10 protein-coding genes are annotated in these 16213 nt (G+C 71.5%); 5 read left to right on the forward strand and 5 right to left on the reverse strand.

Annotation, left to right across the window (positions count from 1 at the left end):
* Positions 1–109: 109 nt before the first annotated feature.
* Positions 110–2140, reverse strand: a complete 2031-nt coding sequence (locus tag E4N62_RS35515; RefSeq protein ID WP_230221128.1) for an N-6 DNA methylase — start codon at positions 2138–2140, stop codon at positions 110–112.
* A 237-nt stretch (positions 2141–2377) separates the two neighbouring features.
* Here E4N62_RS35515 and E4N62_RS35520 point away from each other — a divergent pair, with 237 nt between their 5' ends.
* On the forward strand, positions 2378–3115 hold the full coding sequence (locus E4N62_RS35520; protein ID WP_230221130.1) for a hypothetical protein: 738 nt from the start codon (positions 2378–2380) through the stop codon (positions 3113–3115).
* A gap of 36 nt (positions 3116–3151) precedes the next feature.
* Here E4N62_RS35520 and E4N62_RS35525 read toward each other — a convergent pair whose 3' ends face one another.
* Positions 3152–3871: an HNH endonuclease family protein gene (locus tag E4N62_RS35525; protein ID WP_230221132.1), complete on the reverse strand. Its 720-nt coding sequence runs from the start codon at positions 3869–3871 to the stop codon at positions 3152–3154.
* 124 nt (positions 3872–3995) lie between these two features.
* Complete coding sequence (gene mfd, locus E4N62_RS35530; RefSeq protein WP_230221134.1) at positions 3996–7529, reverse strand: transcription-repair coupling factor; 3534 nt, start codon at positions 7527–7529, stop codon at positions 3996–3998.
* 376 nt (positions 7530–7905) lie between these two features.
* Here mfd and E4N62_RS35535 point away from each other — a divergent pair, with 376 nt between their 5' ends.
* Positions 7906–9372, forward strand: coding sequence for a DUF2079 domain-containing protein (locus E4N62_RS35535; RefSeq protein ID WP_230221137.1), 1467 nt, complete (start codon positions 7906–7908; stop codon positions 9370–9372).
* Positions 9373–9466: 94 nt separating this feature from the next.
* Here the strand turns inward: E4N62_RS35535 and E4N62_RS35540 are convergent, their stop codons facing one another.
* Entirely contained in the window at positions 9467–12046 is a 2580-nt protein-coding gene (locus E4N62_RS35540) for an ABC transporter permease (protein ID WP_230221139.1), read from the reverse strand.
* Positions 12043–12831 carry an ABC transporter ATP-binding protein gene (locus E4N62_RS35545; protein WP_184893186.1) on the reverse strand — a complete coding sequence of 263 codons (789 nt, stop codon included), beginning with the start codon at positions 12829–12831 and terminating at the stop codon, positions 12043–12045. The genes E4N62_RS35540 and E4N62_RS35545 overlap by 4 nt, the downstream gene beginning before the upstream one ends.
* Positions 12832–13238: 407 nt before the next feature.
* On the opposite strand from E4N62_RS35545, the gene E4N62_RS35550 reads away from it, so the two are divergent.
* The 3 genes from E4N62_RS35550 (at position 13239) to E4N62_RS35560 (ending at position 16008) form a co-directional block, all read left to right on the forward strand.
* On the forward strand, positions 13239–13622 hold the full coding sequence (locus tag E4N62_RS35550; protein WP_374117141.1) for a hypothetical protein: 384 nt from the start codon (positions 13239–13241) through the stop codon (positions 13620–13622).
* A gap of 446 nt (positions 13623–14068) precedes the next feature.
* Positions 14069–14317 carry a DUF485 domain-containing protein gene (locus E4N62_RS35555; protein ID WP_230221142.1) on the forward strand — a complete coding sequence of 83 codons (249 nt, stop codon included), beginning with the start codon at positions 14069–14071 and terminating at the stop codon, positions 14315–14317.
* Positions 14318–14424: 107 nt separating this feature from the next.
* Positions 14425–16008 carry a cation acetate symporter gene (locus E4N62_RS35560; RefSeq protein ID WP_230221691.1) on the forward strand — a complete coding sequence of 528 codons (1584 nt, stop codon included), beginning with the start codon at positions 14425–14427 and terminating at the stop codon, positions 16006–16008.
* Positions 16009–16213: the final 205 nt, after the last annotated feature.

The following is a 16213-nucleotide window of genomic DNA, read 5'->3' on the forward strand; positions in this document are numbered from 1 at the left end:
AGTACCGCAGTGCTGGTCACGCCGACCCGGGCCGGAGCGGTTCCGTCCGTTGGGCGTGGAAACGGGCGGTGCTCGGGAGTTGGCGGCGCGGGGTGGGCCGTGCGCCGGCTCAGTCCGGGGCGACCGTGCCGTCCGTCAGGCCGTCGTACATGCCGCGCACCAGGCGTTCGCCGAGGCGGCCGGCCTGCCTCAGGGCGTCCTCGAAGGCGGCGAGGGCGCGGAACCGTTCGCCGTAGCGGCGCTGCTGCTCCAGGGGCAGGCGGGGCAGTTGGAGGCGGCGGACGTCGAGCCGGGTCGCGGTGGAGGCGTAGCTGCTGGCCTGGCGGCTGTTGGCGGTCGAGCGCAGGAACCCGGCGACGAACCAGGGGTCGAGCGCCGCCGTGTCGGGCCGCAGCAGGGTGAGGTTGCGGCCGAGGGCGGCGCCCGCGGTGTCCTCGTCGACGACCCGCGCGATCCCGCCGCCGCCGAGGACGGGGACGACGATGTCGCCGGGTGCCACGAGCACGGGCGCCTCGCCGGCGGTCTCGGGCAGCGTTCCGGAGGGTGCCGTGCCGGCCAGGACGTCGTGGTCGGTGAGCACGCGCGCGTGGGGGCCGTTCCCGCCGGTGCGCAGCAGCAGGGCTCCCCCGCGCGCGAGTTCGCCGACCGTGGTGAGCGGCCAGCGCGCGGGCGGCGCCTCCTCGGGGAGCGGGGGTGTGAGGTCGGCGGTCAGCCGGAGGGTCTCACCGAGGCGTGCGCGTACGGCGGTCAGTTCCTCGGCGCCGCCGCCCGCGGCCGGGGGCGGCAGGTGCCGGGCGGGGGCCAGGTCCACGTCGTCGTCGAGCAGGTCGATGACCGGCAGCGCACGGCTGAGCCCCGGCCGTTCCACCGCCTCGCCCGCGCGGTCGAAGGGCCGCCAGGCGTCGAGCACGGCGGCGCGCACCGCCGCCCAGTCGAACCCGCCGCGCCCCTCGGGCACGAGCCGTCCGGTGTCGACGAGCAGCAGCCGCGGTGGCACGGCCGCCCTGCCGGGCCTGCGCAGCACCCACAGGTGCAGCGGGATGTTGTACGGGGGTGCCGCGCCGACCGGCAGGGCGATCACGGCGCGCAGGGCGCCCCGGCGCAGCAGGTCGGCGCGGATCCGGCGCCCGGAGCGGCGGCTCGCGGCGGCCGGCGGCATCAGCAGCACGGCGGTGCCGCCGTCCTCCAGACGGGCCAGCGCGTGCTGCACCCAGGCGAGTTCGGACTCCGTGCGGGCCGGGAAGCCGTACTCCCAGCGCGGGTCGTAGGCGAGTTCGTCGTGGCCCCAGTTGCGCTCGTTGAACGGCGGGTGGCACAGGACGGCCTCGGCCCTGAGGTGCTCGTACGCGTCCGCGCGGAGGCTGTCCCCCGGGGCGGTGCGGACGGTGCCGCCGGTGCGCAGGGCGAGGCGGAGCGCGGTGAGGGCGGCCAGTTCGCCGGCGCTGTCCTGGCCGTACAGCTCCTGGCCGGGGCGGGCGGCGACGGCCCGCAGGAGGGCGCCGGTGCCGCAGGCCGGGTCGAGCACCGACCGGGCGGGTCCGGCGAGTTCGGCCATCAGCTCGGCCAGTTCGCCCGGAGTGAGCGTGTACTGGCGCGGGTTGGCGTCGAGGTGCCGGGCGAGCAGGAACTCGAAGGTCTGCCGCGCCCCGAGGTCGGCGGCGAGTTCGGTGGCGCCGCGCAGCAGCGGGATCGAGGGCAGGAGCTCCGCGGGCAGCGGCCGGGGTACGGCGGGCTCACCGGCCGGTCCGAAGCGCGGGGTGAGAACCTCCCCCAGCGGCTCGGGCAGCAGCCGGGCCAGTTCCCCGTCGTCGGCGACGGCGCTCAGCTCCAGCCAGGCCAGGGGACGTTCGTGGAGGAGGAGCAGGGCGCAGCCCGTGTGCACGAGGGCGGTGACGGGGCCCTCCGGGTGGCCGGCGACCTGCTGCCAGACGCGCTCCTTCAGGGGCACCTCGGCAAGTTTGCCCTGGTCGCGCAGCCACTCCTCGACCTCGCTGAGCGCGAACGCCGGGCTGGTCTCGGTGCCGCCGACCGGTTTGGGAAAGTCGGCGTGCCGACGGCGCCAGTTGCTGACGGCGGCGCGACCCACCCCGGCGAGCCGTGCGATGTCCGCGGCCGTGACCTCTGTCTGGTTCCCCTGCACGCGCCCGGCTCCCCTCGTACCTGGTGGTGTGACGTCGAGCATACCGACGTACGCAAGATCTACCCCTTCACGCCGTGAACAAGCTGGATCCCATGAACCGTGTTGACTCGGTTCACAGGCTCTGCTCTTATTGACCCATCGAACGGCGGACCGCCCGATCCAAGCGATCACACGTCTGCGCGCTGTGTACCGACGCCCGCCGCTCCGCTCACCCATCGATTCCCAGGGGGAACTCCCATGCGTCGCACCGCTCTCGCCGCTCTCTGCATCGCCGCCGCGGCCACCTTCTCGCTCACCGGCTGTCTGCCCGGCGACGACAAGGCCGACGGTCCTTTCCCGGGCCTGAGCGGCGGCGAGATCGCCGACAAGGCCGTGAAGGCCACCTCGGACGCCGACTCGCTCCGGATGAAGGGCGAGATCGAGGACGAGTCCGCCGGCGGCACGGTCCAGATGGACATGGCGATGAACAAGAAGGGCGACTGCGCCGGCACCATGAGCATCGGCGGCGCGGGCCAGGCCGAGCTGATCAAGGTCGGCGACACCCTCTACATGAAGTACGACGAGGCCTTCCTGCGCGCCCAGTCGAAGGACTCCTCCAAGGAGGAGGCCGACATGGTCGTCGACATGCTGGCCGGCAAGTGGACCAAGACGTCCGCGACCGCCGCGGACTCCAAGGACATCGCGAGCTTCTGCGACCTCGACACCGTCCTCGCCGACTTCGAGGACGTCGACTCCGACGCCACCCGCGGCAAGACCGCCGAGGTCGACGGCACCCCTGCCTTCACCCTGAACGAGAAGGACGGCAAGGACCGTTACACCCTGTACGTCGCCACCGAGGGCGAGCCGTACCTGCTGCGGGTCGTGAGCAAGTCCGCCAAGGAGCCCGGTGACCTCGTCTTCACCGACTTCGACGAGCCGGTGCCGGCCAAGGCCCCCAAGGGCGAGGTCATCGACCTCGACGAGGACTTCAGCTGACTCGTCCCGCCTCCGTGAGGCGGCACCGCCGAGGCGTCAGTCCGCGTGGAAGCGGGCCGGCGCCTTCGTCGGGTTGCCGCCGGTGGGCAGCTTCTGCTCGGGGCAGGTGCGCAGGACCCGCTTCATGGCGTCCTGCTCGGCGGAGGTGACCCACAGGCCGTACTTCGCCTTCACCGCGACCTGCGCGGCCACATAGGTGCAGCGGTAGGCCTTGTTGGGCGGCAGCCAGGTGGCCGTGTCACCGTCGCCCTTGCCCCGGTTGGTGCCGGAGTCGACCGCGAGCAGGTTCAGCGGGTCGTTGGCCAGCGCGATGCGCTTGCTGTCGTCCCACTGCTGGGCGCCCTTCTGCCAGGCGTCGGAAAGGGCCACGATGTGGTCCACGTCGACCCTGCTGCGGCCCCGGACGTACGGCACGTCCTCCCCCGTGTACGGGTCCGGGTCGAGCACCCCGGAGACCACCGTGCAGTCGTCGTCCCGGAACCTCACCTCGTCCAGGTCGCGTTTGAGTATGTCGTCGCGGGTGGCACAGCTGTTGGAGTCGGTGTCGGCCCAGGGGCTGCCGAACTCGTCACGGTCGTAACCGGTCCTGGGCGCCCGGCCCTTGACGGTCAGCGCCTCCGCGGCGGCGAACGCGGCACCGCCCCCGCCGGGAACCTCCTGCGGGCCGGCCGAGCCGTCCGCGTTGTCCAGTTCGCAGCCGGTCGCGGCGACCAGCACGAGAGCGACGGCGGCGACCCCACCCCTCAGACGCACCACGCGACACCCCTTTCCTCTGTCTGTGCTCGCACGCGGTCCTGCGAGGGTTCCCCGTCCCCCCGGCTCGACACCGCGGCCGGCCGGGGGGACGGGTGCCCGAACCCTACGCCCCCAGGATCGACCCCTACGACCCCAGGATCGACGCCAGGAACTCTCCGGTCCAGCCCAGCAGTTCCCGTCCGACCAGCGGCTTCCCGCCCACCTTCGCCGTCTTCGGGCGCGGCACCAGCACCTGGTGGGCGGCCGGCTTGATGACCGTACCCGGGTACAGCCGCTTCAGGCGCAGCTCCTGCGACTCCCGCAACTCCACCGGGGCGAAGCGGATGTTGGTGCCCTGGAGGACGATCTCGCCGACGCCGCAGGCGCGGGCCAGCATGCGCAGCCCGGCCACCAGCAACAGGTTCTCCACCGGCTCGGGCAACTTGCCGTACCGGTCGACGAGTTCCTCGCGCACGGCGGCGATGTCGGCCTCGGTGTTGACCGAGGCGATGGCCCGGTACGCCTGGAGCCGCAGCCGCTCGCCCGGCGCGTAGTCGTGCGGGACGTGCGCGTCGACCGGCAGCTCGATCTTGACCTCCAGCGGCGGCTCCTCCTCGATCCCGCCGCTCTCCAGCTGGCGCCGGTAGTCCGCGACGGCCTCGCCGACCATGCGGACGTACAGGTCGAAGCCGACGCCCGCGATGTGGCCGGACTGTTCGCCGCCGAGGAGGTTGCCCGCGCCGCGGATCTCCAGGTCCTTCATCGCCACGTACATACCGGCGCCCATCTCCGTGTGCTGGGCGATGGTCGCGAGCCGCTCGTGGGCCGTCTCGGTCAGCGGCTTCTCCGGCGGGTAGAGGAAGTACGCGTAACCGCGCTCGCGGCCCCGGCCGACGCGACCGCGCAGCTGGTGCAGCTGCGACAGGCCGAAGGTGTCCCCGCGCTCCACGATCAGCGTGTTCGCGTTGGAGATGTCGATACCCGACTCCACGATCGTGGTGGAGACGAGGACGTCGAACTTCTTCTCCCAGAAGTCGACGACGACCTGCTCCAGGGCCTGCTCCGACATCTGGCCGTGGGCGGTCGCGATCCGCGCCTCGGGGACGATCTCCCGCAGCCGGGCCGCCGCCCGGTCGATGGACTCCACCCGGTTGTGGATGTAGAAGACCTGGCCCTCGCGCAGGAGTTCACGGCGGATCGCCGCGCCGATCTGCTTCTCCTCGTACGGGCCGACGAACGTCAGGACCGGGTGGCGCTCCTCCGGGGGCGTCGTGATCGTGGACATCTCGCGGATGCCCGTGACCGCCATCTCCAGGGTGCGCGGGATCGGGGTCGCGGACATCGTCAACACGTCCACGTTGGCGCGCAGCTTCTTCAGCTGCTCCTTGTGCTCGACGCCGAAGCGCTGCTCCTCGTCGACGATGACCAGGCCCAGGTCCTTGAACTTGGTCTCGGAGGAGAACAGGCGGTGGGTGCCGATCACGATGTCCACGGCACCCTCGCGCAGGCCCTCCAGGGTGCCCTTGGCCTCGGTGTCCGTCTGGAAGCGGGACAGGGCCCGGACGTTGACGGGGAACTGCGAGTACCGCTCGCTGAAGGTGCCGAAGTGCTGCTGCACCAGCAGGGTCGTGGGCACGAGGACGGCCACCTGCTTGCCGTCCTGGACCGCCTTGAAGGCGGCCCGGACCGCGATCTCCGTCTTGCCGTAGCCGACGTCGCCGCAGATCAGCCGGTCCATCGGGACCGTCTTCTCCATGTCCTCCTTGACCTCGGCGATCGTCGTCAGCTGGTCGGGCGTCTCCGCGTAGGGGAAGGCGTCCTCCAGCTCCCGCTGCCAGGGCGTGTCCGCGCCGAACGCGTGACCGGGCGCCGCCATCCGCGCGGAGTAGAGCTTGATGAGGTCGGCGGCGATCTCCTTGACCGCCTTCTTCGCGCGCGCCTTGGTCTTCGTCCAGTCGGCGCCGCCGAGCCGGTGCAGCGTGGGCGCCTCGCCACCGACGTACTTGGTGATCTGCTCCAGCTGGTCGGTGGGGATGTAGAGGCGGTCGCCGGGCTGGCCGCGCTTGGCGGGGGCGTACTCGACGACCAGGTACTCGCGGGTCGCGCCCTGCACGGTCCGCTGGACCATCTCGATGTAGCGGCCCACACCGTGCTGCTCGTGGACGATGTAGTCGCCCGCCTCCAGGGTGAGCGGGTCGATCGTCTTGCGGCGGCGGGCGGGCATCCGGGCGCCGTCCTTGCCGGCCGCCTTCTGCCCGGACAGGTCGGTCTCGGTGAGCACCGCGAGCTTCAGCGCGGGGTCAATGAAGCCGTAGTCGATGGAGCCGCAGGCCACGTGCACGACCGACGGGGCGATCTCCCCCAGCTCGGCCTCCAGCCGGGCCGCGATGCCCTCGCCGCCGAGCACCTCGACCGTACGGGCCGCCGGGCCGTGTGCCTCGGTCACGAACACCGTGCGCCAGCCGTCCGCCAGCCAGCCCTTGGTGTCCGCGAGCGCCTTCGCGGTGTCGCCGCGATAGGTCTCGGGGGCGTGCATGCCCAGCTTGAGGGTGTCGGCCGACAGCTCCTCGTCCGCCGCGAACGGCGACACCGACCACCACATCATGTCCAGCTCACGGGCCCGGTCGCGGACGTCCGCGATGGACCACAGGGAGGCCGCGTCGACGTCGATGGGGGCCTCACCGCCGCCGGCCGTGGCCGCCCAGGACGCCTGGAGGAACTCCTGCGAGGTGGCCACCAGGTCCGCCGCGCGCGTGCGCACCCGCTCCGGGTCGCACACGATCGCCATCGCGCCCTTCGGCAGGACGTCGATCAGCAGTTCCATGTCGTCGACGAGGACCGGGGCGAGGGACTCCATGCCCTCGACGGCGATGCCCTCGGCGATCTTGCCCAGCAGCTCACCCAGCTCGGGGTGGCGCTCGGCGAGGTCGCGGGCGCGGGCGCGCACGTCGTCCGTGAGGAGGAGCTCACGGCAGGGCGGAGCCCACAGGCCGTGCTCGGCCACCTCCAGCGATCTCTGGTCGGCGACCTTGAAGTACCGGATCTCCTCGACGTCGTCGCCCCAGAACTCCACCCGCAGGGGGTGCTCCTCGGTGGGCGGGAAGACGTCCAGGATGCCGCCGCGCACGGCGAACTCGCCACGCTTCTCGACCAGCTCGACCCGGGAGTACGCGGCTGCCGCCAAAGCCTCGACCGTACGGTTCAGATCCGCCGTCTCGCCGGTGCGCAGCGCGACCGGCTCCAGGTCGCCGAGGCCCTTGACCTGCGGCTGGAGGACCGAGCGGATGGGCGCGACCACCACCGACACCGGGCCGGTCTCCGGGTCGTCCGGGCGGGGGTGGGTCAGACGCCGCAGGACGGCCAGACGACGGCCCACGGTGTCGCTGCGCGGGCTGAGGCGCTCGTGCGGGAGGGTCTCCCAGGCCGGGTACTCCACCACGCCGTCCGGGGGCAGCAGGGAGCGCAGGGCCGCCGCCAGGTCCTCGGCCTCGCGGCCCGTCGCCGTCACGGCGAGCACGGGGCGGCCGGCGTCGCGGGCCAGGGCGGCCACGGCGAAGGGGCGGGCCGCCGGGGGGCCCACCAGGTCGATGTGGGTGCGGTGGCCGTCGGACGCCGCCCTGATCGCTTCCGCGAGGGGGGCGTCCTTGACTACGGCGTCTAGCAGACCGTGGAGGCTCATTCGGGTCGTTTCCCGTCCGGGTGGGCTCGGCTGTGGGGCGGCGGATTGGGCTGCGGATCGGCTGCCGGGGGCAACACGAACGCCCGGACTCGTGTGAACGGCCGGGGGTGTCCAGGGTACGACGAGCGGTGTGGGGGGTGTGGACGGGTTTTGGCTCGCCCCCGCCGCCCCTACCCGTCCCATCCAGAAGGGGCTGCGCCCCTTCGACCCCCAGGGCTCAGCCCCTGTGCGTGGGTACGTGCGGGTGCGTCGTGGTTGATCGCGCAGTTCCCCGCGCCCCTCAAGAGGCAGGGGCTGCGCCCTCCGCTTTCCAGGGCGGTTTTCCGGCCGCCTACCCTCATAGGGCACCCCTACCCCCACCCGAACGTGAGTGCCCATGGTTCCGAGCGCCCCCTCCACGAATCCGTCGGCGCTCATACCCGCGCCGGTCACGGCTTCGGGCGCGCCCGGTGGCCCCGGTCGGCGGTTCTCCCTCGCGGGCCGGGAGCCGTACGTGCTCGCGGCCCTGCTGTTCGCGGCGTACGCGACGGTCTCGGTCGGGCGGTACCTGCGGCTGGGGACCCGCTCGTACGACCTCGGCATCTACGAGCAGGCCGTGCGGGCGTACGCGCACATCCAGGCGCCGATCGTCGAGCTGAAGGGGCCGGGCTACAACGTCCTGGGCGATCACTTCAGCCCGGTCACCATGCTGCTGGCGCCGTTCTACCGGGTGTTCCCGTCCCCCGTGACCCTGCTGGTGATCCAGGCCGCGCTGTTCGCGCTGTCGGCGGTGCCGGTGACCCGCGCGGCCACACGGATGCTCGGGCGGGCCCGGGGGCTCGCGCTCGGGGTGGCGTACGGGCTGTCGTGGGGGCTGCAGAACGCCGTGGACTTCGACTTCCACGAGATCTGCTTCGCGGTCCCGCTGATCGCGTTCTCCCTGGAGGCGCTGCTGCGGCGGCGCTGGCGGGCGGCGCTGCTGTGGGGACTGCCGTTGGTGCTGGTCAAGGAGGACCAGGGGCTGACGCTCGCGGCGATCGCGGTGGTCGTCGCGCTACGGGCCCGGCGGGAGGGAGCGTCCCGCGTGGTGCCGTACGCCATCGGCGTCGCGTCGTTCGGCGCGGTCGCCACGCTGCTCACGTTCACCCTGATCATCCCGGCCTTCAACACCGCCGGCGCCTCCGACTACCTGGCCAAGGTCGGCGGCTCCGGCCCTCTCGACGGCCTCGACGTCAAGATCCGCACCGTTCTCTGGCTGCTGATCCCGACCAGCGGACTGCTCGCCCTGCGCTCCCCGATCCTCCTCGCCGTCCTGCCCACCCTGGGCTGGCGGTTCGTCTCCTCCGACGACAACTACTGGGGCACGGCCTGGCACTACAGCGCCGTCCTGATGCCGATCATCACGCTCGCGCTCGTCGACGCCCTCCCGGCCGCCCGCCACAGCTCCCGGCCCTGGCTGCGCTCGTACGCGCTGCATCTGCCCGCCGCCGTCCTCGCGGCCTCGCTCGCGCTGACGACCGCGCTGCCGCTGGGCAACCTGACCAAGGCGGACGCCTATCGGGTGCCCGCCGAGGTCGGGGCGGTCGACAAGATGCTCGACACCATCCCCGACGGCGCGACCGTCGAGGCCAACATCGGCCCGATAGCCCGCCTGACGTCCCGCTGCCGGGTCTTCTGGATCGGCCGCGCGAAGGGGCTCGCGCCCGACTACATCGTCATCAACAACCGCTCGGGCTGGGTGAAGGACGTCCCCGCGTACGCCCGTCAGCTGCACCCGCGCGACACGTACGTCCTGCGGGGCGTCATCCAGGGATACGTGCTCCTGAAGCGCACGTCCCCCGCCACCACGCCCCCGTCCTCGTGACACGGATGGAGCCCGGCGCCCGGAGGCTTCCGCCTCCGGGCGCCGGGCTCTCCCCCGGTCCTCCCGCTCCCCCGTGCCGGGTGGCAACCGGTGGCTATTCGGTGGCGATGGCGTTCAGGACGTTCATCCGGCCCGCCCGGAACGCCGGGACCAGCGCGGCGAACAGGCCCACGAAGGCCGAGCCGATGAAGACCCCGATGATCGTCGGCCACGGGATGTCGAGGACCTTCAGGCCCTCCAGGGCGAGGAGCTGCTGCGCGGTGGCGCCCCAGCCCATGCCCAGCCCCAGGCCGAGGAGCGCGCCGAAGAGGGCGATGACGACCGACTCCAGGCGGATCATGCGGCGCAGCTGGCGGCGGGAGAGGCCGATCGCCCGCATCAGGCCGATCTCCCTCGTCCGCTCGACGACCGACAGCGCCAGCGTGTTCACCACTCCCAGGATCGCGACGATGATCGCCAGGGCGAGCAGGCCGTAGATCATGTTGAGGAGCTGGTCGATCTGGCCCTTCAGGGCCTCCTTGTAGTCCGTCTGGTCGCGGACCTCGTACTGCGGGTAGTCGTGCAGCGCGTCCTTGAGGGACGTGTACGCGGCCGCCTCCTGGCCCTCCTTCGCCGAGGCGAAGAGCAGCTGGTCGAGGGGCATCTTCTCGGCCGGGACGTACGTCGCCATCGTGTCGATGGCGACGTACATCGCCCCGGCGTCGATGACGACGTCGCTGCTGGTGATGGCGCGGACGGTCAGGTCGGCGGTGCGGCCGTCCTTGAAGGCGACGGCGATCTTCGAGCCGAGCTCGACGTCGTGGTCCTTCGCGAACTTCTCGTGGACGGACATCGAGTCGGGCTTGTAGGCGTCGGCCAGCCTGCCCGCGACGACCTCGGTGGCAAGGTCCGTGGCGTAGCTCGGGTCGGCGGCGGTGATCGCCGTCTTCTCCAGCGTCTTGCCGTCGGGGGTGGTGAAGTCGGCCTGGGTCCACTTGTACTCGGTGACGCTCTTGACGCCCTCGGCGGACTTCGCTGCCTGCACGGCCTGCGGGGTGATCAGCTGGCCGGTGTCGGACTGGATGATGAAGTCCGTGCCGACCGTCTTGTCGAGCTGATCGGTGGCCGAGGCCACCATCGAGGAGCCGACGACGGAGAGACAGGCGACCAGGGCGAGACCGATCATCAGGGCGGCGCCGGTGGCGCCCGTCCGGCGGGGGTTGCGCAGCGCGTTGCGCTCGGCCATGCGGCCGACGGGTCCGAAGGCCCGCAGGAGGACCGCGCCCAGCACCCGCACCACCGCGCCGGCGAGCAGCGGGCCGATGACGACGAAGCCGACGAGGGACAGGACGATCCCGCCGCCGAGCCACATCGAGCCCTCGCTCGCCTTGTCGGCGGCGGAGGCCAGGTAGAGGCAGTAGCCGCCGGCACCGGTCAGGAGCAGTCCGATCACGGCCCGGACGAGACCCGCCTTGGCGTCCAGCGGGGCGCCGGCGTCGCGCAGGGCGGCCATCGGGGAGACCTTGCCGGCCCGCCGCGCCGGCACATAGGCGGCGAGGACGGTGACGACGATGCCGAGGAGCAGCCCGACCGCCGGGGTGGTCCAGGCGATGGTCAGGTCGTCGGTGGACAGGTTCATGCCGGTGGCGCTCATCAGCTTCATCAGGCCGACGGCGAGGCCGACCCCGCCGGCCACACCGAGGACCGAGCCGAACACGCCCAGGAGCAGGGCCTCGACGAGGACCGACCGGTTGACCTGGCCGCGGCTGGAGCCGATGGCCCGCATCAGGCCGATCTCCCGGGTCCGCTGGGCGACCAGCATCGAGAAGGTGTTGATGATCAGGAAGATGCCGACCAGGAAGGCGATCCCGGCGAAGCCGAGCATGGCGTACTTCATCACGCCCATGAACTCGCCGACGTCCTTGGCGTTGGCGTCCGCGATCTCCTTGGCGGTCTGCACCTTGTAGGCGCCGCCGAGTTCGGCGGCGACGTTCTTCTTGACCTGCGCGTCCGTGAAGCCGTTCGCGGCGGTGATGTTGACGTTGGTGTAGACGCCGCTCTCGCCGACGAGGGCCTTCTGCGCGGTCTCGGTGTCGAGGTAGAAGATCGCGGCGCCCGGGTTGGTGACCTGGAACTCGGCGATGCCGGAGACCTTCGCCTCGTGCGTGCCGACGGCGCTGATGACGCCGATCTGGTCGCCGAGCTTCAGGTCGTGCTTGTCGGCGGTGTCCGCGTCGACGACGATCTGGTCGGGGCCGCGCGGCGCGTTGCCGGACGCGATCTTCATGGTGCGGGCGTCGTTGGCGTTCCAGTTGCCGACGATGGTGGGGGCGCCGCTGGTGGGCGAGAGGTTGTCCTTGTCGGCGTCGACGACCGTCACCGAGGTCGAGAAGACGGTGCCCTCGGCCGACTTCACGCCGTCCGCGCCGCCCACCTTGTCCACGACCGACGCGGGCATGACCGGCGGCTTGCCGTTGTCGGACTGCGTCTCACCGCTGTCCGAGGCGCCCTTGGCGCTGACCGTGACGTCGGAGGAGGTGGCCGCGAACAGCTTGTCGAACGTGGTGCCCATCGTGTCGGTGAAGACCAGGGTCCCGGTCACGAACGCCACCGACAGCAGGACCGCGATGGCGGAGAGGGCCATGCGTCCCTTGTGCGCGAAGAAGTTGCGCATCGAGGTCTTCATGACAGTCATGACGTACGCCCCCGGGCGTCGAAGTCCTTCATGCGGTCCAGCACGGCGTCGGCGGTCGGCTTGAACATCTCGTCGACGATGCGGCCGTCGGCCAGGTACAGCACCCGGTCCGCGTACGAGGCGGCCACCGGGTCGTGGGTGACCATCACGATGGTCTGGCCCAGTTCGTCGACCGACCGGCGCAGGAAGCCCAGCACCTCGGCGCCGGCCCGCGAGTCCAGGTTGCCCGTCGGCTCGTCACCGAAGATGATCTCCGGCCGGGCGGCCAGGGCGCGGGCCACGGCGACGCGCTGCTGCTGGCCGCCGGAGAGCTGGGTGGGCCGGTGCTTCAGCCGGTCGGAGAGCCCGACGGTGTCGACGACCCGCCCCAGCCACTCCTTGTTCGGCTTGCGCCCCGCGATGTCCATGGGGAGCGTGATGTTCTCTATCGCGTTCAGCGTGGGCAGCAGGTTGAACGCCTGGAAGATGAACCCGATCCGGTCCCGGCGCAGCTGCGTGAGCTTCTTGTCCTTGAGCCCGGTGATCTCGGTGTCGTCGAGATGGATCTGACCCGAGGTCACGGTGTCGAGTCCGGCGAGGCAGTGCATGAGGGTGGACTTGCCGGACCCCGAGGGGCCCATGATCGCGGTGAACTGGCCCCGCGCGATGTCCACGTCCACGTGGTCGAGGGCGACGACGCGGGTCTCACCGGACCCGTACGCCTTCACGACCTGCCGCGCCCGCGCGGCAACGGCCGTAGTCCCTCCAGTACCCCCGTGCCTGGTGATGGTCACAGCCGATGTCACGGTATGTCTCCTAAGTCGTGCAGCGGATGGTTACGCCGCTTCGGTGGACGATCCGGGTGAGCCGTAGGAGCGGCTCGACTTGGTATGCCGATGAGTCTGGCCCCCGGACGGGGCCCGGCGCGCTGGTGCCCAGCGCAGTCTTCTGCGGGGGTAAACCCCACCCCCGCGGGTCCGGTACGCCGCCCCCCAGCGGCGTAAAGCCAGATTAAGGACGGACGGCGTCCCGTCTCGTCCTCCGGCGGTACGAACCGGCCCCCAGCAGTAGTACGGAGGTACCCCTAAGGGATCTCGCCCCTGGGGAGGAGACCGTCTCGGGGTTCACCTCCTCCCTGCGTCCCCTCCGGTGCGACCAGGCTGCACCCTGCCGTGGCGTGAGGGTCAAGGGCGTGCTGGTCGGCGGCGGATAGGTGCAAGGGGAAGGCATCTGGTGGACGACGATCGGACGGGCGACGACCAGGCGGGCGGCCGTCGCCGCGCTCACCCTCTTCTCGTTCGCCTTCCTCCCCCACCCCGGCGAACCCGGGCAACCGACGCTGCTGATGCTCCTGCCGGGCGCGGCGGTGTTCGGGGCGGTCGCGAACGGGGTGCCGGCGTCCCGGCTGGGCGGCTCGGGCAACCTCGACGCCGTCACCCACGGCCTCGGCACCGGAGCGGCGGCCGAACCGTACCGCCACGCGATCGCGTACGCGGTCCACGCGGTCCACCTGGGCGCGGCGTGCGCGGCGACGGCGGCCCTGTGGGTGCTACTGACGCTGATACCTCGGAGGTTTCCGCTGCCAGGCAACCCCTGAGGCGCTGAGGCGCAGCTCACTCCTGACCGTCGTTCAAAAAACCTGAGTTAATCCGGGTAACACCCCAGGTCAGGGCCAGATCCTCCAAGTAAGCGCATACCGACCGATCAGTTTGTCGAAAGGCTCGCGTTCAACCGAACCCACGAGTAGCGTTCACGCCCGCCCCCCTCCCTGCGGTCCGCACCCGGACCCGAGCCGCGCAAGGAGACCAAAGGGATGACCGACCCGTTCTCGTCACCCCCGCACCGAACCCCGCGCCCGTCCCCGCAGCATCGCCCGTACGCGCCGCACACCTCGTCCCCTCGTACTCGTCCCCTCGTACCCGACCTATCCCTGGGCCCCCAGGAACCGGAACAGCAGCCGGCCCAGGACGCCCCGCGCCATCCCTCCCCGGCCACCACAGCGACCTGCGGGTACTGCGCGGCGCCTACCGCTGGCAGCGACGGGTGGCGACACTGACGGCTCTCGGCTACTTCGTGCTGTTCCTCCTGCTGTCCGCGTTCGCCCCCTCGTTCATGACGAGCGAGGTCAGCGGCGGACTCTCCACCGGCCTGCTGCTCGGCCTCCTCCAGGTACCGGTGACCTGCCTCGCCATCTGGCTCTACGAGCACACCGCACGCCTGCGCGTCGACCCGCTGGCCGACCGCATCCGCGAACTGGCGGCGGTCGACGCGAGGCGGGGGGCCGTCCGATGACCGCCACCACCGCCCTCACCACCGCCACCACCACCGTCCCCGCGCCGACGGCCGTCCCCTCGACCACGGCCGCGGGACTCGCCGAGTTCAGCGGGTCGGCGCAGGCCATGTCGCTCGTCGGCTTCACGGCGGTCGCCACCATCACGCTCCTCCTGTGCGTGATGACGGGCCCCGACCGGGACGACCTCGACGAGTTCTACACCGGCTACGGCTCGCTCTCCCCCATGCGCAACGGCCTCGCCATCGCCGGCGACTACATCTCGGCGGCGACGGTGCTGGGCACCGGCGGCGTGATCGCCCTCTTCGGCTACGACGGCGTCGTCCTCGCCCTGAGCACGGCCCTCTCCCTGATGCTGCTGATGTTCCTGCTGGCCGAACCCCTGCGCAACGCGGGCCGGTTCACCATGGGCGACGCGCTGGCCCGGCGGATGCCCGGCCGCTCCGTCCGCGTCGTCGCCTGCGTGGTCACGATCGCCGCGCTGATGCCGATGATGCTGGTCCAACTCGCGGGCACCGGGGACCTGCTGGCGTTCATCCTCGGCTTCTCCAGCGACAGCCTGAAGACCGGTGTCGTGGTGGTGGTCGGCGCGCTGATGATCGGCTACGCGGCGATCGGCGGCATGAAGGGCACCGCCCTCATCCAGATCCTCAAGATCGTGATGCTGCTCGGCTCGGGCGCGCTCGTCGCCGTCCTGATCCTGCACAAGTTCGACTGGAACCCCGGCCTGCTGCTCGACGCGGCGGCCGAGAAGAGCGGTATCGGCACCGGCTACCTCCACTCCGGCCTGCAGTTCTCCGGCGGCCCACACCCCGAACTCGACATGATCAGCGCCCAGTTGACGGTCGTCCTCGGCGGAGCCTGCCTCCCGCACGTCACCATGCGCATGTACACCGCGAACAGCGCCCGCCAGGTCCGCCGCTCACTGTCCTGGGCGGTCCCCTCCGTGGCCCTCTTCGTCCTGATCATCTCCGTGATCGGATTCGGCGCGACGGCGCTGATCGGCCGCGAGGTGATCGCGACGGCCGACCCCCAGGGCAACACGGCCTATCTGCTGGGGTCGATGGCGGCGTTCGGCACGGAGGTGTCCACGGCGGAGACCCTGCTCTTCACCACGGTCACGACGGCGGTCTTCCTGACGCTGCTCGCCTCCGTGGCCGGCATGATCCTCGCCTGCGCCAACTCCCTCGCCCACGACGTCTTCGCGGCCCGCGCCGGCCAACCGCTCACGCCCCGCCGCGAGATGACCGTCGCCAGGCTCTCGGCGTGCGCGGTCGGCGTCACGGCGATCGTCCTGGCCACGATGGTCCAGCACCGCAACCTCCAGCCGCTGGTCACGCTCTCGTTCTGCCTGGGCGCCTCCGCCATCGCGCCCGCCCTCGTCTACGGACTCTTCTGGCGCCGCTACACCCGTACGGGGCTGATGTACACCCTCATCGGCGGCTCCCTCTCGGTCCTGGTCCTCATGACCGGCACCAACCTGGTCTCCGGCTCGCCCCACTCGGCCTTCCCCGGAGCCGACTTCAACTGGTTCCCCTTCACCACCACGGGCCTCGTCTCCATCCCCCTGGGCTTCGCCTTCGGCTGGCTGGGCACCACCCTCTCGGGCCGCCCCAAGGCAGAGGAACAACGCCGCCAGTACGAAGCGGTGGAGGGCTGGATCCTGGCAGGCGCGACACGAAGGGGCGACTGACACGGGGTGGCCGGTGCCGCCTCTCCGACCACACCGAAACCGCCGGGCACCAGGGGCTTTTCTCGGGGTCGGCCGGATCTCCGACTGCCCTGAAACCCCCCGGGTGCCGGGCGCCCCTTCACGGGCGCGGGGCTGGGTCGATGTGCGGCTCCGCCCGCGTGGGCGCGAGAACCCCACCCACCCGCACCCGACAACGCACCCACCA

This window comes from Streptomyces sp. MNU76, from assembly GCF_020982545.1.
In the GTDB taxonomy this organism is placed as follows: domain Bacteria; phylum Actinomycetota; class Actinomycetes; order Streptomycetales; family Streptomycetaceae; genus Streptomyces.